Genomic DNA, 20,026 nt, shown 5'->3' on the forward strand with positions numbered 1-20,026 from the left:
CCGGAACCACAGCTTCGCGCGCGACTTGACGGAGTAGAGCCACCGTTCAAAAAAACGACGGCAACTGCGAAAGTTTGCGTTGATGGATAATTGTGCGACCGGCGTGCCCGGTCTCGACGAGATATTGGCAGGCGGCCTGTTCAGGGGGCGGCTGTATCTGGTGGAGGGAAGCCCCGGTACGGGCAAGACCACCCTGGCGAGCCAGTTCCTCATGGAAGGGGCCCGGAACGGCGAGACCGGCCTTTACATCACTTTGTCCGAGACCGAGGAGGAACTGCGCGCCGGCGCTGCCTCCCACGGCTGGGCGTTCGATCCGAAGTTCGAGATCTTCGAACTCGCGCCGCCGGAAAGTCTGCTGAACGACCAGCAGGAGCAGAGCCTGCTCTATTCATCCGACCTGGAGCTGGGCGAGACGACCCGGCGCATCTTCGAAGCGTTCGAACGGGTGAAGCCATCGCGGGTGGTGCTCGACAGCCTGTCGGAGATTCGGCTGCTGGCGCAAAGCTCGTTGCGGTACCGGCGGCAGATTCTCGCGCTCAAGCACTACTTCGCGAAGAATTCCGCTACCGTGATGATGCTGGACGATCTTACGGCAGAGGCGCTCGACAAGACGGTCCACAGCGTCGCCCACGCGGTGATCCGGCTGGAGGAACTGTCGCCAACCTATGGCGCCGAGCGCCGGCGCCTGCGGGTGCTCAAGTATCGCGGGCGACGCTATCGCGGCGGCTACCACGATTTCGTGATCGACACCGGCGGCACCCGAGTGTTCCCACGCCTGATTTCGGCGGAGCATCGCGCTTCCTTCAAGCGGGAAACCGTCCCGGTGCTGAATACCGCGTTGAACGACTTGCTGGGCGGGGGGCTGCCGCGCGGCGCGAGCAACCTGATCCTGGGCCCTGCCGGTACCGGCAAGTCGCTGCTTACGCTGACTTTCATCCAGGCAGCCGTCGAGCGGGGTGAGAATGCGGCGATGTTCGTGTTCGACGAGGAACTCGGATTGCTGTTCGAACGCGCCAAGGGGATGGGCATCGACCTTCAGGCAAAGGTCGACGCCGGACGCCTGATCATCGAACAGATCGATGCAGCCGAGCTGACCCCCGGCGAGTTCTCCGAGCGGGTCAGGCGGTGCGTCGAAAAGTACGGCGCGCGCACGGTCGTCATCGACAGTCTCAACGGCTTCCAGGCCGCGATGCCGGAAGAACAGGCCCTGATCCTGCATATGCACGAACTGCTGCAGTATCTGAACCGGCAGGGCGCCACGACTTTCCTGACCGTCGCGCAGCATGGGCTGGTGGGCGACATGAAATCACCAGTCGACGTGACCTATCTGGCCGACACGGTGATCCTGTTGCGCTATTTCGAGGCGTTGGGCCGGGTTCGCCGAGCCATTTCGGTGGTCAAGAAGCGTACCGGTCCGCACGAGGACACCATTCGCGAATATATGATCGGCCCCAGCGGAATCACGCTGGGTGAGCCGCTGGTTGGTTTCCAGGGCGTCCTGCGCGGGGTGCCCGACCTGGTGGGTGACCCGGTCGGACTGCTGGATACGTCCACGGCGTGAGCATCCATTGAACCGTACCCTGTCCGAACGGGCGATCGTCCTCGCCCCTTTAGGCCGCGATGCCGCGGTCGCGACGGCGGTGCTGGCGGAGGCGGGGCTCGATGCCGCCGCGGTCGCCGACGTGCCCGGGTTCGTCGCCGCCTTGCGCGAGGGCGCTGGGTTCGCGATCGTCACGGAAGACGCGTTGCGGGGCTCCGATCTGCGGGCGGTGGCGGAATTTCTCGCTGAACAGGCCGAATGGTCCGATTTCCCGTTCATCGTCCTGACCGCGCGCGGCGGCGGGATCGAGCGGAACCCGGCGGCGTCACGACTGCTCGAGATGCTGGGCAACGTCACCTTTCTGGAGCGGCCGTTTCACCCAACCTCGCTGGTCAGCCTCGCGCGTTCGGCCCGGCGGGCACGGCTCCGCCAGTACGAAGCGCGCCGCCGGCTCGAGGAAATCCGCGAGGGGCAGGAGCGGATGAGCCTGGCGCTCAGCGCCGGCCGGCTGGGTTCGTGGTCGTTCCACCTCGCGACCGGCGATCTCACCACCTCTCCTGAGGGGAAGGCACATTATGGTCGTGCGCCCGATGAACCGCTGACCCTCGAAGACCTGCGTGATGCCATCCATCCCGATGATCTGCCGCGCTGGGAACAGGCGGTGGCCGGCAGCGTCGAATCGGGGCGTGACCTGGATATCGAGTACCGCTGCATCTGGCCGGATCGCTCGCTTCACCGGGTCAAGATCAATGGCCGGATCGAACGCGACGCCGCGGACGTCGCGGTACGCATTGTGGGGGTCAGCCAGGATGTTACGTCCGCCCGTGCCACTGAGCACCGCCGGGCCGCGTTGCTCGCCCTGGGTGACGGCTTGCGCAACAAGCTCGAACCGACCGAAATGACTTTCCTCGCCGCAGAAATCCTGAGCACGACGCTAGGGGTCAGCCGCGCGGGATACGGCATCATCGATCCGGCCGCCGAGACCATCACGATCGAGCGGGACTGGAACCAGCCGGGCACCCGGTCCATCGCAGGCGTGCTGCAGTTCCGCGATTACGGATCGTACATCGAGGAGCTTAAGAGGGGAGAGACCGTCGTCGTCGCGGATGCCCGGCTCGATCCCCGGACCGCGGACACCGCGAGTGAACTGGAAGCGATCCACGCCCGATCATTCATCAACATGCCGCTGATCGACCACAACAATTTCGTGGCGCTGCTATTTCTCAATCACGAGCATGTCCGCGAGTGGACCCCGGCCGAACTGGCGTTCGTCCGCGATGTGGCGGACCGAACGCACGCCGCGGTGGAACGGCGCGTGGCCGAACAAGCCCTCGCCAGTCTGGCGGAGAATCTCGAGCAGCAAGTCGACGAGCGCACGCGCGAAAGCGAGGCCGCGCAGGAGCAATTGCGCCAATCCCAGAAGATGGAGGCCGTGGGGCAGCTGACCGGGGGGCTGGCGCACGATTTCAACAACTTGCTGATGGGGGTGTCCGGCGCGCTGGACCTGATCGGGCGGCGCGCGAAGCAGGAACGGTTCGCAGAGATTCCCAAGTATCTCGAAATGGCGGAAGGCGGCATCGCGCGCGCGGCCGGCCTGACGCACAGGTTGCTGGCGTTCTCCCGCCGGCAGACCCTCGATCCCAAGCCGACTGATCTCAAGTCCGTGGTCGCCAACCTGGCGGACTTTCTGCAACGGTCGGTCGGTCCGTCGATCTCCGTTACGGTGCAGCATCAGATGACGCTGTGGCCCACATTGATCGACCAGAACCAGTTCGAGAACGCGCTGCTCAACCTGTGCATTAACGCGCGCGATGCGATGCCTGATGGCGGCGAAATCGTTATCGAAACGGAAAACCGCACCGTCGATCAGACGGGTAGCGCCGCCGACGCGCCTGAACCCGGCGATTATGTCCGCATCACGGTGAGCGACACCGGCACCGGCATGGCGGCGGACATCATCGAGCGCGCGTTCGACCCGTTCTACACCACCAAGCCGCTGGGTGAGGGTACCGGCCTGGGCCTGTCGATGGTCTATGGCTTCGTGCGCCAGTCGGGTGGTCATGTGCGGATCGAATCGCAAGTGGGCGAGGGGACCGCGGTCCATCTCTACTTCCCGCGTTCGGAGCATCGCGAAGCGATCGCGACCGCGCCTTCCCGGCAGGAGCGGCGCGATCAGCCGAACCGCGGGGAGACGGTGATGATCGTGGATGACGAGGTGCTGATCCGCACGCTGGTTGCCGAATCGCTGGAGGAGCTGGGCTACCGGACAATCCAGGCCAGCGACGGCGTCCAGGCACTCGGCATGATCGGCGATGCCTCTGGCATCGACCTGCTGATTACCGACGTGGGGCTGCCGAACGGCCTTAATGGCCGGCAGCTGGCCGACGCGGCGCGCACGCGCAGGCCCGATCTCAACGTGCTGTTCATCACCGGATACGCGGAGAACACGGTGTTCGGCGACGCTCCGCTGGACGGCGGGATGCACCTGCTGACCAAGCCGTTCGAGCTTGGCGAGCTCGCTCGCCGGGTAAGCGAGCTGACCCGCGCGCAAACCTGATTGCCGAGCGGCTGGGGCCGGCGGACGGAACGCAAACATACATAAAAAGGGCCGGCCCCTGACGGAGCCGGCCCTTTCCGCGTGCGACCGCGCGGTATCGTGCGTCAGTTGGCGGCGTTCGCCTCGGCCTGGCTGATCGGGATGATCTTCACCTCGACCCGGCGATTGGCCGGCTCGTTGACGTTGTCCCCGGTCTGCACCTTGAGGTTGGTTTCGCCAAAGCCCAGCCAGCGGATGCGCGACGAGCTGACCCCGCGGCTGATCAGGTAGTTCGCAACCGCCTGCGCGCGCTGTTCGGACAGGCGCTGGTTCGAGGTCGCCGACCCGACGGTATCGGTGTAGCCGTACACGTCCACCAGGCTGTTGGGGTACTGTTGCAGGCTCGCAGCGACCCGATCGAGCAGGGTCTGGAAGCCCGAGTTGATCTGATAGCTGCCGGTGGTGAAGGTCACGCCCTCAGGCAGATTGACGAGGATCGCCTGGCCGCCATCGACTTCGTTCACATCGATTCCCGAACCGGCGGTCTGATCCTTCAGTTCGCGGATCTGGTTGTCCATCCGGTAGCCGGCGTAGCCGCCCAGCGCACCGCCCGCGACTGCCCCGGCGATACGTGCGGTCCGGCCGCCGATCAGGCCGCCCAGCAACGCGCCGCCGCCCGCGCCGAGCACGCCGCCGATCGCCGCGCGGGAGATCTTCTGCTCGCCGGTGTTGGGATCGGTGACGCAGGCCGAAACGCCCACCAGCGAAACCGCGGCGATGGCCGCGGTGAACTTGCGCGAAGTCTTCATTGGGTAATCCCCTTTTTCTATCGTTCGTCCGCCGCGTGAAGCATTTGCCGCACGCCGAGGCGGGCGCGCCCTACCCGCGCCTCCAGCCCCTCAACGAACGCGCGCGCACGGCGGTTCCCGCTGGCAGCGGGGCGGTTTTGTGCTAGCGCGGGTCGCGTGACACCGTTTCCCTGGACCGACGTCCTGATCATCGCCGGCTTGCTCCTGCTCAACGGGGTGTTCGCCATGAGCGAGCTGGCCATCGTTTCGGCCAAGCCCTCGCGCCTCAAGGCGATCGCCGACCGCGGCAGCAAGGGGGCCAAAGTGGCCCAGGCCCTGGCCGGGGATCCCGGAAAATTCCTCTCGACCGTGCAGATCGGGATCACCATGGTCGGAATCGTCGCCGGCGCCTATTCGGGATCCAGCCTGGGCGGTCCAGTGGGTGAGCGTCTGGCCGCGCTCGGCATTCCGGCGGAATATGCACCCGAAGCTGGCTTTGCGCTGGTGATCGCGATCACCACGTATTTCAGCGTCGTCGTGGGCGAACTGGTGCCCAAGCAGATCGCGCTGCGCGCCGCCGTGCCCATCGCGCTGATCGCCGCGCAGCCGATGGCGTTGCTGTCGCGGGTGGCGATGCCGGTGGTCTGGCTGCTCGACACCTCGTCTTCGCTGCTGATCCGCCTGCTCGGCGTGCGCGCGGCAGGGCAGGGCACGGTCACGTCGGAAGAACTGCACATGATCTTCACCGAGGCGACTCATTCCGGCGTGATCGAAAAGGGCCAGAGCCAGATTCTGGCCGGGGTGGTTCGCCTGGCCGAGCGGCCCGTGCGCGAACTGATGACTCCGCGCACCGAACTCGACTGGCTCGATCTCAACGCGCCCGAGGTGGATCTGCGCGCGCGGATCGACGCCAGCCCGCACTCGGTGCTGCCGGTGGCCGATGGCTCGCCCGACCGCGTCGTCGGGGTGGTCAAGGCGCGCGAGGTGCTCCGCGTGCTGCTCGCCGGTCAGCCGGTCGATTTGAGCGCGCTCATGAAGAAACCTGACGTGGTGCCCGACCAGCTCGACGCGATGGACGCGCTGCGCAGCCTGCAGCAGGCCGAAGTCGCGATGGCGATGGTGCACGACGAATACGGCCACCTTGAAGGGATCGTCACGCCGGTCGATCTGCTGACCGCCATCGTCGGCAACTTCGCCAGCGATCAGGACCTGGGCGAGGCGCCCACGATCACCGAGCGGGAAGACGGCAGCCTGCTGATCTCAGGCGCGCTGCCGGCCGACCAGCTGGCTGACCGGCTGTGCATCGACTTGCCGGAAGACCGCGAGTTCGCGACAGCCGCCGGCTATGTGCTGTGGAGCCTAAAGAAGCTACCCGAAGAGGGTGAAAGCTTCGTCGATCAGGGCTGGCGCATCGAAGTGATCGACATGGACGGGCGCAAAATCGACAAGTTGCTCGCCGTTTGTTTGTGACCGCGCTTCCGCGGAGGACGACCCCGCCGAGGCGGGGTCGCAACCAAATCAGCCGGGAATGACCGCCGACGCCCCGGCTCCATCGCCTTCGGGCGCGGCGATGATGTCGCGCGTGACGCCGCCCTTGGCGACGGTGTTGGTCTGCGGATCGCCGACCGAGGTGCGGATGCCCGGCTCGGCCGTGCCGGCACGATCGAGCGCGCTGGTTTCGACCTGGCTGCGCGGAGCCGGACCGCCAAACAGCGCGTCGAGCGCCTGGCTGGACGCGGTGCCTTCGGCCGGGCGCGGCGCGCCGGGAGCGGGCGGGGTGAGGCTGAAATCGGGCGGCACCACCAGCGGCGCCTGGCGCTGCACGGCGAATTCATCGGGCCGCTCGCGGTTGAGCAGGCCGGTCGAGCCGCAGCCCGCCAGCGCGACGGTCGCGAGAAGCACGAAGGGAAGGGTCTTGCGCATGGTTGTCAGCTCTCCACGACCGTATCGGCCGGATTGTCGGGCGCCTTTTCGCGGATAAGCAGCGATCGGGCAAGGATGATGACGACGCCGATGGTGATCGCGGCGTCGGCCACGTTGAAGATCAGGAACGGGCGCCATTCGCCAAAGTGCAGGTCGAGGAAATCGACCACATAGCCCAGCTCGTAGCGGTCCTTGATGTTGCCGAGCGCCCCGCCGAGGATGAGCGCCAGCCCCAGGATGTCGCCCAGCTTGCGCTCGCGCAGCAGCCACACGGTGACGACGGCCGCGATCACCCCCGTCACCGCGACCAGCATCCACCGCTGCGAGTCCGACTGCGCGGTGAACATGCCCAGCGACACGCCGTAATTGTGCGTTATGGTGAACTGGAAGAACGGCACCAGATAGTGCGTTTCGCCCAGTTGGAGCTGCAGGGTGTTGAGGACATAAGCCTTGCTCGCCTGATCGACAGCGAACAGCACGACCGCGATGGCAAGGCCGATCAGGCGGTTGCGGGTGACCGGGTTCACGCCAGCTCCTCCTCGCCCACCACGTCTCCGCAGCGAGCGCACAGCGCGCCGTCCACCGGCACTTCCGGCAGCAGCCGCCAGCAGCGGCCGCACTTCTCGTCGGCGGTGCGGGTGACGGTCACCGTTTCGTCATCGCTCCGGCGCACTGTCGCGGTGATGAACAGTTCGGCAAGGTCGGCATCGCTGAAGCCTGTCGGCACCGCGCTCGCGGGCACGGTCACTTCGGCCTCGAGGCCCGAGCGGATGATCTTCTCGCGCCGCAGGGGTTCGATCGCTTCGGTCACGTGTTCGCGCAGTTCGAGCAGCGCGGCGTACTGCGCGACCAGCGCCTCGTCAGCGAATTCAGGCGGCAGCGGGTGCGCTTCAAGCAGGTGGACGCTACCGCGGTCCGGGAAGCGGGTGCCCCACACCTCTTCGGCGGTGAACACCAGCACCGGCGCGGCATAGCGGACCAGCGCCTGGAACAGGATGTCGAGCACGGTGCGGGTCGCCCGCCGTTCGAGCGAATTGGCGTCGTCGCAATACAGGCGGTCCTTGCGGACATCGAAATAGAACGCCGACAGGTCCTCGTTGCAGAACTCGATCAACGCCCGGACATATTCGTTGAAGTCGTAGGCAGCGATCGCGCCGCGGATCGTCGCATCGAGCTGTGCCAGCCGCGCAAGCACGTAGCGTTCGAGCGGCGGCATCTCGTCGTAACCGACGTGCTCGCTCTCCCACTCGAACCCATCGAGCGCGCCGAGCAGGTAGCGGAAGGTGTTGCGCAGTTTGCGGTACTGGTCGGCCACCCCTTTCAGGATCTCATCGCCGATGCGGTGGTCCTCGGTGAAATCGACGCTCAGCGCCCACAGCCGGATGATGTCCGCGCCGTAGGTCTCCATCACCTTGATCGGATCGACCGTGTTGCCGAGCGACTTCGACATCTTCATGCCCTTGGCGTCCATCGTGAAGCCGTGGGTGAGGATCTGGTCGTAAGGCGCGCGGCCGCGGGTGGCGCAGGATTCCAGCAGCGATGACTGGAACCAGCCGCGATGCTGGTCGGATCCCTCGACATAGATGTCCGCCGGCCACGACAGGTCGGGCCAGCGCCCGCTGTCGAGCACATAAGCGTGGCTGGTGCCGGAATCGAACCACACGTCGAGGATGTCGCTGACCGCTTCCCACTCGTCGGACACGTAGTCGTCGCCCAGGAAGGAGTGCGCCGTCTCCGGCGTCCAGGCGTCGATGCCGTGTTCGCGCACCGCCGCGACGATCCGCGCGTTGACCGCCTCGTCCACCAGGTATTCGCCGGTCGCGCGGTTGACGAACAGCGTCATCGGCACGCCCCAGGCGCGCTGGCGGCTGAGCACCCAGTCGGGCCGCCCCTCGACCATCGAGCCGATCCGGTTGCGGCCCTTTTCCGGGATGAACTTGACGCGTTGGATCTCGCCCAGCGCGGTTTCGCGCAGCGTCTGTCCGCTGCCGAGCGGCTGGTCCATCGGCACGAACCACTGCGGCGTGCAGCGGAAGATCACCTTGGCTTTCGAGCGCCACGAGTGCGGGTAGGAGTGCTTGTAGTCCGCGCTCGCCGCCAGCAGCGCGCCGGCTTCGCGCAGGTCCGAGCAGATCGGCCCGTCGGGCGCGTTGAACTTGGGGTTGATGACCGAGCCCTGTCCGCCGAGCCAGCCCCAGTCTTCGCGGTACTTGCCGTCGCCCTCGACCGCGAACTTCGGGGTCAGGCCATAGGCCTTGCACAACTCGAAATCGTCCTCGCCGTGGTCGGGCGCCATGTGGACGAGGCCGGTGCCGGTGTCGGTGGTGACGAAATCGCCCGGCAGGAACGGCCGCGGCTCGGCGAAGAAGCCGCCGAGGTGGTGCATCGGGTGGCGGGCGACGGTACCGGTGAGGTCGGAGCCTTTGCCTTCCCAACCGGTGGAGAAAACAGAGGTGTCGCCAAACGCATTGGCCATCCGCACGCCGAACTCTTCAACCAGTGCATTGGCGACTAGGAACTTCTTCCCCTCGTCACCCTCGAGAATGCAGTACTCAATCTCCGGGCCATAGGCGATCGCCTGGTTGACCGGGATGGTCCACGGCGTGGTGGTCCAGATCACCGCGTGCGCGCCGACCAGTTCGGGGATCGGGCTCTCGACGATCTCGAACGCCACGTCGATCTGGGTCGAGACGACGTCCTCGTACTCGACCTCGGCCTCGGCCAGCGCGGTCTTTTCGACCGGGGACCACATCACCGGCTTGGCCCCGCGATACAGTTGCCCGCTGGTGGCGAACTTCAGCAGTTCGGCGACGATGGTCGCCTCGCTCTCCGGCTGCATGGTCAGGTAGGGGTTGTCCCAGTCGGCCATCACGCCGAGGCGTTTCAGCTGCTCGCGCTGCACGTCGACCCAGTGCTGGGCATAGGCGCGGCACTCGGCGCGGAATTCGAGCAAGGGCACGCTGTCCTTGTCGCGCTTGGCCTTGCGGTACTGTTCCTCGACCTTCCACTCGATCGGCAGGCCGTGGCAGTCCCACCCGGGCACGTAAGGCGCGTCACGGCCCAGCAGGTTCTGCGTGCGGCAGACCATGTCCTTGATCGTGTGGTTCAGCGCGTGGCCGATGTGCATGTCGCCGTTCGCGTAGGGCGGGCCGTCATGGTACATGAACTTCTCGCGCCCGGCTCGCGCATCGCGCAACTGGCGATAGAGCCCCTCCGCCTCCCACTTCGCCGCGATGCCCGGCTCCTTCTGCGGCAGGCCGGCCTTCATCGGGAAGTCGGTCTTCGGCAGGAACACGGTGGCGCGATAATCGCGCGGAGGAGTGGGTTCGGCGTCGCTCATTACGCGGCGGCGCTTAGAAGCTCCCGTGCGCGGGCACAATCCTCCGCCATCTGCGCCTGCAGTTCCTCCAGCCCGGCGAACTTCGCCTCCGGCCGCAGGAAGTGGTGAAACGCCACTTCGATCTCCTTTCCGTAGAGATCGCCCGCGAAGTCGAAGAAATACGGCTCCAGCAGCTCTTTCGGCGGATCGAAGGTCGGGCGCACGCCCACGTTGGCGGCGCCCTTCAATTCCTCGCCCGACGAGAGGACCCGCCCGGTCACGGCATAGATGCCGTAGCGCGGACGCAGGTAATTGCCCAAGGCGAGGTTAGCCGTCGGGTAGCCGATCGTGCGACCCACCTTGTCGCCGTGCTGGACCGTGCCGCGGATGGCGAACGGGCGCGTGAGGAGGCGGGCGGCGGTTTCGCAATCCCCGTTCTGCAGCGCCTGACGGATGCGGCTGGACGATACGGGCGCGCCGCCCTCCAGCACCGGTGCCACCGCCCGCGCCGCGATCCCGCACTCGCGGCCCAGCGCCTCCAGCACCGTGCGGTTGCCGCCGCGCGCCTTGCCGAAGGTGAAGTCCTCCCCGGTCACCACGCCCGCCGCGCCGATTTGCTCGCGCAGCAGCACCTTCACGAAATCCTCCGCCGTGGTGGCCGCGAGCTCGCCGTCGAAGTGGAACACCAGCATCGCGCTGGCACCGGCGGCGAGGAACAGTTCCTGCCGCTGTTCGAGCGTGGTCAGGCGAAAGGGCGCGGCATCGGGCTGGAAATGGCGCACCGGGTGCGGATCGAACGTGGCGACGATGCTTGGCCGACCCTCCGCGCGGGCCCAGCGAATCGCCTCCCCCACCACCGCCTGGTGGCCGAGGTGGAAGCCGTCGAAATTGCCCAGCGCAACGATTGCACCGCGCAAGGGATCGGGCACCGGCGTGCGGTGGTCGAGCCAGGTCATCGAGCGACGATGCCTTGGCGAATCACCCGCAAGGCGTTCTCGCCCATCGTCTGGCGGATCTCGCTTTCGGAGAAACCTTCGTCCAGCAGCGCCTGGGTAACCTGCGTCAGCTGGCTGGTGTCGAACCGGACGGTGGTGGCGCCGTCGTAGTCGCTGCCCAGCGCCACGTGGTCGATGCCCACTAGGTCGCGCACGTGCTTCATCGCCCGTGCGGCGTCGCGTGGGCTCGTGCCGCAGATCGCCGCGTCCCAGTATCCGATGCCGATGACGCCGCCGGTGCGCGCGACCCCGCGGATTTCATCGTCGGTCAGGTTGCGGTTGACCTTGCAGGTTGCCTGCACCCCGCCGTGGCTGGAGACCACCGGCCGCTTGGCCATGGCGAGGATATCGGCCACGCAGGCATGGCTGCAGTGCGCGACGTCCACAATCATGCCGAGCCGTTCCATCCGCCGCACCGCCTCGCGTCCCTTGGGGGTCAGGCCGCCCTTGCGCTCTCCGTGCATGGATCCTGCGAGGTCATTGTCGAAGAAATGCGTCAGCCCCGCCATGCGGAAGCCCGCAGCGTGCAGCCGGTCGAGGTTGCCGAGATCGCCTTCAAGGTTCTGCAGGCCTTCGATGCTGAGCATCGCGCCGACCCCGCGGCCCTTGATCTCGCGCCGCCCCAGCAGTCCGCCAATGTCAGATGACCTTTCGACCGCGACCAGCCGCCCCCCCGCCTTGTCTGCGACGCGGTGCAGCTTTTCGGCGTGCCACAACGATCGTTCGAGCAGCGACGTCCAGGTCCGCACCGGTTGCAGCTGCGCCACGGTCAGCAGCGTGATGTTGTCGGTCTCAGCTGAATTGGAATCGTAATTCTGACCCTTGGGAGTCTTGGTGACGCTGGAAAACACCTGCAGCGCCACGTTGCCTTGTTCCAGCCGGCCCAGATCCTCGTGACCGCCTTTGCCCGCCGACAGCAGGCTGCGCTTCCACATGAGGGTGTCGGAATGCAGATCGACGATGGTGAGCGTCTGGTGCAGCGCCTTGGCCTGCGCGGACACCGGGATCAGCGGCTGGCCGTCGATCCGGTTCATCGACCGCTCGACCACGCCCGGACCGAGCGCGAAGAACCCGACCAGCGCCACCAGCAACAGGACGATCAGCCCCCAGGCCGCCTTTTTCATCGCGTGCGCTCCAGGGTCACAAACGAGAATGCCGGCACGTCGCCTGACGCCGGATGGTCGACCCGCGCCACTTCGCCGAAGTCTTCGCCCGGGTAAGGCATCTCGGTATCGCCGGCGAAATCGCCGTGCACCTCGGTGAGTTCGATGCGCGCGGTGAACGGCAGCATCAGCCGGTATACCTCCGCCCCGCCGATCACCGACGCCCCGCCGCCCGCCAGCGCGAGGGCTTCGTCTGCCGAACGGGCCACTTCGGCACCCTCGGCAGCCCACTCTCCATTGCGGGTGAGCACGATATGCCTGCGGCCGGGAAGCGGACGGCCAAGGCTGTCGAACGTCTTGCGCCCCATGATCATCGGCGTCCCCAGCGTCAGCGCCTTGAACCGCTTGAGGTCGGCCGGGATACGCCAGGGCAGGGCGCCATCGCGGCCAATGATGCCATTGTCGGCGCGGGCGAGGATCGCCGCCACGATGCTGCCCGAAGCACCGCCGTTCAAGTGGCGTGCCACACGCGCGTTACGTGCCCCATCTTGCGCCCTGGCCGCGCCTCGCGCTTGCCGTAGAGGTGGAGGTGCGCGGCCGGGTCGGACAACTGCTGGTGGGCCGACAGCGCGTCCGCTCCGATCAGGTTGGTCATCGCCAGTCGCGCCGCGGTGGTGGCGGTGTCTCCCAAGGGCAGTCCGGCGACCGCGCGGATGTGGTTTTCGAACTGGCTCGTCGTCGCACCTTCGATCGTCCAGTGGCCGGAATTGTGCACCCGCGGCGCCATCTCGTTGAACACCGGACCGGCAGCAGTCGCGAAGAATTCCGCCGTCAACACCCCGACGTATTGCAGCGCGTCGGCGATCCGGCGGGTCAGTCCGCGCGCGTCCGCGACCTGGCCGGCAATCGCGTCCGACGGCGGCCAGATCGATTCGGCAAGGATGCCATCGACGTGACGGTTCTCGGTTGAATCCCAGAACCGCACTTCGCCATCATGGCCGCGCACCAGGATGACCGAGAACTCGGCGGTGAACTGCACCAGACCTTCGTACACGCAGGTCGTGTGCGGCAGACGGATCGAATCGGCGTCGCGAGCGGATTCGAGCCTCCACTGGCCCTTGCCGTCATAACCTTCGCGCGCGGTCTTGAGGATTCCCGGGGCGCCGATGCGGTCTACTGCGCGGGCCAGATCGTCAGGCGTTTCCACCGCGGCGAACGGTGCGGTCCGGCCGCCGAGGCTTTCGGCGAAACGCTTTTCCTTCACCCGGTCCTGCGCCGTCTCGAGCGCGCGGAGGCCCGGTGCAAGACGCTCCGCCAGGAACCCCAGCGGGGTGGCGGGCACGTTCTCGAACTCGAACGTCACCGCGTCACAACTTTGTGCAAAGCGGCCCAGCGCCAACGGATCGGTGAATGGCGCGATGGTCGCCTCACTCGCCACTTCGGCGGCGACGCTGTCTCGTTCGGGCGTGTAGATGTGCGTCCGGTAGCCGAGTTGCGCTGCGGCGAGGGCGAGCATGCGCCCAAGCTGGCCCCCGCCCAGGATGCCGATGGTGCCGCCTGCGTGCAGCATCAGTCTTCGGGCGCCTCGCCAACCGCCGCGGTCCGCGCAGCCCGCCAGTCCTGCAGCCGCTGCGACAGGCCTTCATCTCCCAGGGCAAGGATCGCCGCCGCCAGCAGACCGGCGTTGGTCGCGCCGGGTTCGCCGATCGCCAAAGTGCCGGTCGGCACGCCGGCGGGCATCTGGACGATCGACAGCAGGCTATCCAGTCCGTTCAGCGCTTTCGACTGCACCGGCACACCGAGCACCGGCAGATGCGTGAGAGCGGCCAGCATTCCCGGCAAATGCGCCGCGCCGCCCGCACCGGCGACGATGACCTTGAAACCGGCCTCGTGCGCAGTCTTGCCGAACCGGTGGAGACGGTCGGGCGTGCGGTGCGCGGACACGATGCTGGCGGTGTATCCGACGCCGAGTTCGTCGAGCACGTCGGCGGCGCAGCGCATCGTCTGCCAGTCGGACTGGCTTCCCATCACGATCGCGACTTGCGGCACGCTGGCGGCCATTACAGGTCCTTGAGGTAACGCCGTTCGCCTGGCGTGAGCTGATCATCGAAGTGGTAGACGATCGGCTGGCCGGTGGGAATCTCCAGGTCGGTGATGTCCGCATCGGATATGCCCGACAGATGTTTCACCAGCGCGCGCAGGCTGTTGCCGTGGGCCGACACGATCACCGTTTCGTCACGCGCCAGCTGCGGCAGGATCGCCCGTTCCCAGTACGGCAGCACGCGGTCGATCGTCAGCTTGAGGCTTTCGGCGCGCGGCACCTCGACATCGGCATAGCGCGGGTCGGCCGCCAGATCGAATGCGCTTCCCTCGGCCATGGCGGGCGGCGGGATGTCGAAGCTGCGGCGCCAGATGTGGACCTGTTCCGCGCCGTGGCGGTCGCGGGTCTCCTGCTTGTCCAGCCCGGTAAGGCCGCCATAATGCCGCTCGTTAAGGCGCCAGTCCTTGGTTTCGGGAATCCACAGCCGGCCGCACGCCTCCAGCGCCAGATGCAGCGTCTTGATCGCGCGGGTCTGCAGCGAGGTGAAGGCGACCGTCGGCAGCAGCCGCTTGTCGGCCAGCAACGCGCCGGCCGCGGTCGCTTCGGCAACGCCCTGTTCGGTCAGGTCCACGTCCCACCAGCCGGTGAAACGGTTTTCCAGATTCCATTGGCTTTGGCCGTGGCGGACCAGGATCAGCGTGGGCAAAGTGCGCGCTCCCGCGAGTGAACGGAGCGCCTGCCCCCCAAGGCCGCGTCCTCTAGCCGCCGTCCTCGCCGTTGGGAAGTGCGCGGTGGGCCGGATCGGTTGGGCAGGGGTCCAGCGCGCGGGCCTGGGCTTTGCGCAGGCGCAGGTTTTCGCGCAGCTTGGCAGCCAATCGTTCCTCGCGAGAAGGCTTGTGCTCGGGCATCGCGCGAATGCTTGCCCGCGGCGGAAATGATTGACAAGGGGCGGGCGCGTTGTAAGGCGCGCCCGCTCCCGGCCCGGCATTGCCGCGTGGGGCGATCCGATGGTTCAAGCTGCTGTAGCTCAGTGGTAGAGCACACCCTTGGTAAGGGTGAGGCCGAGAGTTCAATCCTCTCCAGCAGCACCATCGCTTAACTTCACCCCTCATCAGCAGTGGCGCGACACCGGCCAGGTACGGCGCATCTGATCCAGATCGGATCAGGTTGCCGGCTCGTTGTCGCTTTTGTCCTATTCACCGAAAAATTAGCTCGTTAACCGGGGTGGGTAAGAACTCGCGGCCAGGCTGCCGGGTCTTTGGGGGCAGGAGGCAAGTATTCCGGTGCAGGGGGCGCTAGGGCGCAAAATCGCGCCCGCGGTTGGGCGCGACTTCGAATTGCAGTTCGAAAAGATGCTCGGCGCTCTGGACGCGAGGCCGCGTCTCGTGCTCGACCGTGACTGCGGGCTGGTTTGGTGCAGTGACAATGCGACCCGCCTGCTCGTCCCGCCGTCCCCCCTCCATATCGAGAACGGGGCGCTTGCGGTTGACGACCCATCGGCAAATGCCGCGCTGGCAGACTTCGTGGAGGCCGCCAGCGGTTCGTGCGACAGCGTGCTTCTGCGCGGCCGCAACACCCGCCACTGGGCCATGGTGATCGGCTGGAGCTTGCCGGACGATACCGATCTCGTGTGCCTGCTGATGAACCTGTCCATCCCGCATCGCGGCGTCCAGGACAGCGGACTGGCCCGCGCGCTCCGGCTGACAGCCACGGAAACCCGCGTGCTCGATCACTTTGCCCGGCTATACAGTCCGCGCGAGATCGCCCAGCAAATGGCTATATCGCTCAGCACCGTGCGCAGCCATCTGAAGCAGATCCACTCCAAGGCGGGAGTGGAGTCAGCGGTTCAGCTGACGCAACTCGTCAGGGGTTTCTGTGCATGTTGAGAATTGCTGACGGGGTTGTTTCATCGCGGGACGCAGCCGGCGGATCAGCCGAATCTTTCGCTAATCTCCCCTCGATTGGGGATGCGAATCGGTTAGCCCGGACATAACGTGCAGTTAACCCAGCCGCTTAAAGCGCAGGGTTTACGGGGCGGGGCAATTAACCCCCGCTCTTAAGGGGGATGCTTCAAATGGGTCAGTTTTGGGCGCGAGCAGCGCAGGTCTCCGCCATATCGGCGGCGCTGATGGTGACGCCGGCGGTCGCGCAAGACATCACTTACCAACCGATCGACCCCAGCTTCGGCGGCAATCCATTCAATTCGGCGCACCTGCTTGGCATAGCCAACGCGCAGAACGACTACAAAGACCCGGCGGCGACGACCAACAGCTCGCAGGCGGATATTTTCGCCCGTCAGTTGCAGTCGCGCCTGTTGTCGGCCCTCTCCTCGCAGATCGTCAACGCAATCTTCGGCGAAAACCCGCAGGAAAGCGGCACGATCAGCTTCGGTGGCCACAGCGCGCCGGGTCCCGCCATACTCAGCCCGGAACAGCGCCTGCTGGGCGAACTGCGCGATTCGGACGATCGGCTGGCCCGCAGTTCGAGCGCGATGCGCTTGCGGCTGGCGACCACCGGCGAACCCGACGCGGACCTGGAAAGCAATCAGGAACTGGCCGCAGTCTATCTCGGCGCTCCCGAAGCGCCGGCCCAGCCACTTCCGGCGGAAACGGACCCGACCGCGTCTCTGATTGAACTGCTGCAGAACCTTGGCATCCAGACCGGACAGCCGGCCGGGGGCAACTAGCCCTTTCGCACTTCCTGCACGGTCCGGTCAGCTTGGGGTGGCGGCCAGCAGATCCGACCATTCGGGATGGCGCTTGAACTGCGCCTCGACATAACTGCACTGCGGCACGATGGTGAAATTCTCGCGCTGGGCATCAGCGACCAGCGCATTGACCAAGGCCGCGGCGACGCCTTGGCCGCCGATTTCGGGCGGCACCAGGGTGTGGTCAGCGATGCGGGCTTCTCCACGCGCGATCCAGGTAAGGCGGCCGACCGCCTCGCTACCGGGCACTTCGGCGCGGTATTCGCCGCGGGCCGCGTTTCCCTGGCTGGTGATCTTGATGCCGTCGATGGCCATGTGAGGTGTCTCCTTCTTGCGCTCAACGCGGGCGCCGCTAGGGCCGTTCCGCGATGACCGACACTGCCTCCGGGGCCGCCCAGTTCCTGTCCGACAACGCCGCGGCGGTTCACCCCCGTGTGTGGGACGCGCTGCGCGCCGCCGACGAGGCGCGCGCGCCCTATGACAACGACGCGCTGTCGCAGTCGCTCGACGAGCGGTTTTCGGCGCTGTTCGGGCGGGAGGCGCATGTCCTGTGGGTCGCCACCGGCACTGCCGCCAACTGCCTGGCGCTGGCCACGCTGTGTCCGCCGCACGGCGGGGTGGTGTGCCACCGGGAGGCGCATATCGAGGTGGATGAAGCCGGCGCGCCGGGGTTCTATCTCCACGGCGCCAAGCTGCTGCTGGCCGAGGGGGAGGGCGCCAAGCTCACGCCCGAAGGCGTGCGCGCCGTGATCGATCCGATCCGCGACGACGTGCACCAGGTCCAGCCCCACGCGCTCAGCGTCACCCAGACGAGCGAGTACGGACGTGCGTATCGCCCGGCCGAGCTCGCGGCGCTGGGTGCGCTCGCCAGGGAGCGCTCGCTGGGCTTCCACGTCGACGGCGCGCGGTTCGCGAACGCCGCCGCGTTCCTTGGCTGCCCGCCCGCGGCAGCCGCTGGACCATGCGATGCGCTGAGTTTCGGCTGCGTGAAAAACGGCGGCATGAATGCCGAGGCGATCGTGTTCTTCGATGGGGCGCTCGCCGCGCTGGCGCGTTACCGCCGCAAGCGAGCGGGGCACCTGCAATCGAAAGGCCGTTTTCTCGCCGCGCAGCTCCACGCGATGCTGGACGACGATCTGTGGCTGGCAAACGGCCGGGCCGCCAATGCCGCCGCTGCCGAGATCGCCGGAGCCTGCGGCGACCGGCTGCTGCACGCGGTCGAGGCCAACGAGCTGTTCGTGCGCCTCTCCCCGACTGAGCGCGAGGCGCTCCGGACACAAGGTTTCGGGTTCTATGACTGGGGTGCGGACGCAGCCCGCTTCGTTACCGCCTGGAACACCCGTGCAGACGATGCGATGGCACTGGCCAAGGCTATCGCCGCGCTGTGAGCGAAGCGCCGGGCCACGCCCCGCCGCACGCGCTGCTGCGGCCGCGCATCGCGCTGCCGTTCGTGCTGGTGGCGCTGATCTGGGGATCCACCTGGTACGTCATCACCGGGCAAATCGCCGACGTGCCGCCCAGCTGGTCGGTGGTGTACCGCTTCGCGCTGGCGACGCCGGCGATGTTCGTGGTCGTGCTGGCGATGCGGCAGTCGCTGGTGATGAGCCGGTCAGGTCACGCGCTGGCCCTGCTGCTGGGCGCGACGCAGTTCTGCGGCAACTTCAACTTCGTCTACCGTGCCGAAGAACACCTGACGTCCGGCGTGGTCGCGGTGATGTTCGGCATGCTGATGGTCCCCAACGCGCTGCTCGCCCGCTGGTGGCTTGGGCAGCAGGTGACGCCGCGGTTCCTGGCCGGTAGCGCCATCGCCATCGCCGGAATCGCCCTGTTGCTGATCCACGAAGCGCAGGTCGCGCGACTGGGCGGAAACGTTGCTCTCGGCGTGGCGCTGGCGCTTGGCGGCATCTTGTCAGCGTCGATCGCCAACGTCAGCCAGGCGACCGCGACCGGGCGCGCCCAGCCGATGATGGCGCTGCTCACCTTCGCCATGCTGTATGGAACGCTGATCGATGCCGCGATCGCCTGGGCGGTTGCGGGACCGCCGGTGGTGCCCACCGCGTCTGCATTCTGGGCGGGCACCGCGTGGCTGGCGTTCGCCGGATCGGTGGTCACCTTTCCGTTGTACTGGCGGATCGTGCGCGAGATCGGACCGGGCCGGGCGGCTTACAACGGCGTGCTGGTGATCGTGGTCGCGATGGTCATCTCGACCTTCATCGAAGGCTACGAATGGTCGCTGCTGGCGGTCGCAGGGGCGACGCTTGGCACCCTGGGCATGATCGTCGCCCTGCGCGCCCGGCAGGTCTAGCGCAGGCTCGCCAGCCCTTCGCGATACGCTGGAAAGCGCAGCCGCCAGCCGAGCACCCGCTTGGCCTTGCCGTTGGCGACCCGGCGGCTCTCGGCATAAAACCCGCGCGCGGCGGGTGACAGGGCCGCCTGGTCCAGCGTCTGCAAGGGCGGCGGTTCGACGCCCAGCAGCCGGCATGCTTCCGCGGTGACCGCAGCGCCGCTCGCCGGCAGATCGTCAGCCAGGTTGTACGCGCCCGGCGGAGCGTCGAACGCTAGCGCGCAGCCGCGGGCGATATCCTCAACATGCACCCGGCTGAACACGTGGCCGGGCAGGTCGATACGGTGCGCGTGGCCTTCGCGCACGCGGTCGAGCGGGCTGCGGCCGGGGCCGTAGATACCGGGGAGCCGCAGGACCCGCGCGCCGAGGGCGAGCCATGCCGCGTCCGCGTCGCTGCGCGCGGTGCGGCGGCCACTGCCGACAGGTGCGCTTTCGTCCACCCACGCCCCGCCGGTATCGCCATAGACCCCGGTGGACGAAAGGTAGCCGAGCCAGCGGCCCGCCAGCGCATCGCCATAACGGGCAAGTACCGGGTCGCCTGCGGCATCGGGCGGGACCGAGGACAGCACGTGCATGGCCCGCGACAGCCGCCCGCGCACCGCGTCATCGTCATCAAAAGCCACGGTGCCATGCGCGCCCGTCGCCTCGACCGACCAGCCCTCAAGTTGCGCGGCGATCGCCCGCGCGGTGTATCCCAGCCCAAACACGAACAGCCGCATGGCGCGGCTTC

20 protein-coding genes and 1 tRNA gene are annotated in these 20,026 nt (G+C 67.1%); 8 read left to right on the forward strand and 13 right to left on the reverse strand.

Translation table 11 applies throughout. The annotated features are described in order from the left end of the window. Positions 1-82 precede the first annotated feature (82 nt). Positions 83-1,561, forward strand: a complete 1,479-nt coding sequence (locus C0V74_RS09120) for an ATPase domain-containing protein (protein WP_143251515.1) — start codon at positions 83-85, stop codon at positions 1,559-1,561. A gap of 7 nt (positions 1,562-1,568) precedes the next feature. Further along, entirely contained in the window at positions 1,569-4,097 is a 2,529-nt protein-coding gene (locus C0V74_RS09125) for an ATP-binding protein (protein ID WP_143251516.1), read from the forward strand. A gap of 104 nt (positions 4,098-4,201) precedes the next feature. Here the strand turns inward: C0V74_RS09125 and C0V74_RS09130 are convergent, their stop codons facing one another. Continuing rightward, positions 4,202-4,885, reverse strand: a complete 684-nt coding sequence (locus C0V74_RS09130; RefSeq protein ID WP_131620989.1) for an OmpA family protein — start codon at positions 4,883-4,885, stop codon at positions 4,202-4,204. A gap of 156 nt (positions 4,886-5,041) precedes the next feature. On the opposite strand from C0V74_RS09130, the gene C0V74_RS09135 reads away from it, so the two are divergent. Further along, complete coding sequence (locus tag C0V74_RS09135) at positions 5,042-6,334, forward strand: hemolysin family protein (RefSeq protein WP_143251517.1); 1,293 nt, start codon at positions 5,042-5,044, stop codon at positions 6,332-6,334. A gap of 48 nt (positions 6,335-6,382) precedes the next feature. Here the strand turns inward: C0V74_RS09135 and C0V74_RS09140 are convergent, their stop codons facing one another. Genes C0V74_RS09140 through C0V74_RS12910 form a run of 10 tightly spaced genes read right to left on the reverse strand, consistent with a single transcriptional unit; the run spans position 6,383 to position 15,153 of the window. Continuing rightward, positions 6,383-6,787, reverse strand: coding sequence for a DUF3035 domain-containing protein (locus C0V74_RS09140; RefSeq protein WP_131620993.1), 405 nt, complete (start codon positions 6,785-6,787; stop codon positions 6,383-6,385). 5 nt (positions 6,788-6,792) lie between these two features. Beyond that, a complete protein-coding gene (gene lspA, locus C0V74_RS09145; protein WP_143251518.1) occupies positions 6,793-7,314 on the reverse strand; it encodes a signal peptidase II in 522 nt (173 codons plus the stop codon). After that, a complete protein-coding gene (gene ileS / locus C0V74_RS09150) occupies positions 7,311-10,127 on the reverse strand; it encodes an isoleucine--tRNA ligase (protein WP_143251519.1) in 2,817 nt (938 codons plus the stop codon). Before ileS ends, lspA begins: the two co-directional genes overlap by 4 nt. Next, positions 10,127-11,062 carry a bifunctional riboflavin kinase/FAD synthetase gene (locus C0V74_RS09155; protein ID WP_143251520.1) on the reverse strand — a complete coding sequence of 312 codons (936 nt, stop codon included), beginning with the start codon at positions 11,060-11,062 and terminating at the stop codon, positions 10,127-10,129. Before C0V74_RS09155 ends, ileS begins: the two co-directional genes overlap by 1 nt. Beyond that, entirely contained in the window at positions 11,059-12,225 is a 1,167-nt protein-coding gene (locus C0V74_RS09160) for a dipeptidase (protein ID WP_143251521.1), read from the reverse strand. The genes C0V74_RS09155 and C0V74_RS09160 overlap by 4 nt, the downstream gene beginning before the upstream one ends. Then, on the reverse strand, positions 12,222-12,719 hold the full coding sequence (locus C0V74_RS09165; RefSeq protein ID WP_246844821.1) for a dihydrofolate reductase: 498 nt from the start codon (positions 12,717-12,719) through the stop codon (positions 12,222-12,224). The genes C0V74_RS09160 and C0V74_RS09165 overlap by 4 nt, the downstream gene beginning before the upstream one ends. Beyond that, entirely contained in the window at positions 12,716-13,774 is a 1,059-nt protein-coding gene (locus tag C0V74_RS09170; RefSeq protein WP_143251522.1) for a 5-(carboxyamino)imidazole ribonucleotide synthase, read from the reverse strand. The genes C0V74_RS09165 and C0V74_RS09170 overlap by 4 nt, the downstream gene beginning before the upstream one ends. Beyond that, positions 13,774-14,265 carry a 5-(carboxyamino)imidazole ribonucleotide mutase gene (gene purE / locus C0V74_RS09175; RefSeq protein WP_143251523.1) on the reverse strand — a complete coding sequence of 164 codons (492 nt, stop codon included), beginning with the start codon at positions 14,263-14,265 and terminating at the stop codon, positions 13,774-13,776. The genes C0V74_RS09170 and purE overlap by 1 nt, the downstream gene beginning before the upstream one ends. After that, complete coding sequence (gene gpmA / locus C0V74_RS09180; protein ID WP_143251524.1) at positions 14,265-14,951, reverse strand: 2,3-diphosphoglycerate-dependent phosphoglycerate mutase; 687 nt, start codon at positions 14,949-14,951, stop codon at positions 14,265-14,267. The genes purE and gpmA overlap by 1 nt, the downstream gene beginning before the upstream one ends. Positions 14,952-15,003: 52 nt before the next feature. After that, positions 15,004-15,153 (reverse strand): hypothetical protein, encoded by a 150-nt coding sequence (locus C0V74_RS12910; protein ID WP_168194194.1) that lies wholly within the window; start codon positions 15,151-15,153, stop codon positions 15,004-15,006. A gap of 108 nt (positions 15,154-15,261) precedes the next feature. On the opposite strand from C0V74_RS12910, the gene C0V74_RS09185 reads away from it, so the two are divergent. The 3 genes from C0V74_RS09185 to C0V74_RS13185 all read left to right on the forward strand — a co-directional run bounded on the left by C0V74_RS09185 (position 15,262) and on the right by C0V74_RS13185 (position 16,931). Then, a tRNA-Thr gene (locus C0V74_RS09185) sits at positions 15,262-15,336 on the forward strand. 192 nt (positions 15,337-15,528) lie between these two features. After that, positions 15,529-16,131, forward strand: coding sequence for a helix-turn-helix transcriptional regulator (locus tag C0V74_RS09190; protein WP_143251525.1), 603 nt, complete (start codon positions 15,529-15,531; stop codon positions 16,129-16,131). 188 nt (positions 16,132-16,319) lie between these two features. Continuing rightward, positions 16,320-16,931 carry a curli assembly protein CsgF gene (locus tag C0V74_RS13185; protein ID WP_246844822.1) on the forward strand — a complete coding sequence of 204 codons (612 nt, stop codon included), beginning with the start codon at positions 16,320-16,322 and terminating at the stop codon, positions 16,929-16,931. Positions 16,932-16,958: 27 nt separating this feature from the next. Here C0V74_RS13185 and C0V74_RS09200 read toward each other — a convergent pair whose 3' ends face one another. After that, on the reverse strand, positions 16,959-17,267 hold the full coding sequence (locus C0V74_RS09200) for a GNAT family N-acetyltransferase (protein WP_143251526.1): 309 nt from the start codon (positions 17,265-17,267) through the stop codon (positions 16,959-16,961). A gap of 53 nt (positions 17,268-17,320) precedes the next feature. On the opposite strand from C0V74_RS09200, the gene C0V74_RS09205 reads away from it, so the two are divergent. Together C0V74_RS09205 and C0V74_RS09210 are read left to right on the forward strand one after the other, a co-directional pair. Further along, positions 17,321-18,340: a beta-eliminating lyase-related protein gene (locus C0V74_RS09205; RefSeq protein ID WP_143251527.1), complete on the forward strand. Its 1,020-nt coding sequence runs from the start codon at positions 17,321-17,323 to the stop codon at positions 18,338-18,340. Beyond that, complete coding sequence (locus C0V74_RS09210; protein WP_246844823.1) at positions 18,337-19,257, forward strand: DMT family transporter; 921 nt, start codon at positions 18,337-18,339, stop codon at positions 19,255-19,257. The genes C0V74_RS09205 and C0V74_RS09210 overlap by 4 nt, the downstream gene beginning before the upstream one ends. Here C0V74_RS09210 and C0V74_RS09215 read toward each other — a convergent pair. Then, positions 19,254-20,015, reverse strand: a complete 762-nt coding sequence (locus C0V74_RS09215; RefSeq protein WP_143251528.1) for an SDR family NAD(P)-dependent oxidoreductase — start codon at positions 20,013-20,015, stop codon at positions 19,254-19,256. The two genes, C0V74_RS09210 and C0V74_RS09215, sit on opposite strands and share 4 nt — an antisense overlap. Between the last annotated feature and the right edge of the window lie 11 nt (positions 20,016-20,026).

It is taken from the genome of Altererythrobacter sp. TH136 (assembly GCF_007065885.1).
GTDB lineage: Bacteria > Pseudomonadota > Alphaproteobacteria > Sphingomonadales > Sphingomonadaceae > Tsuneonella.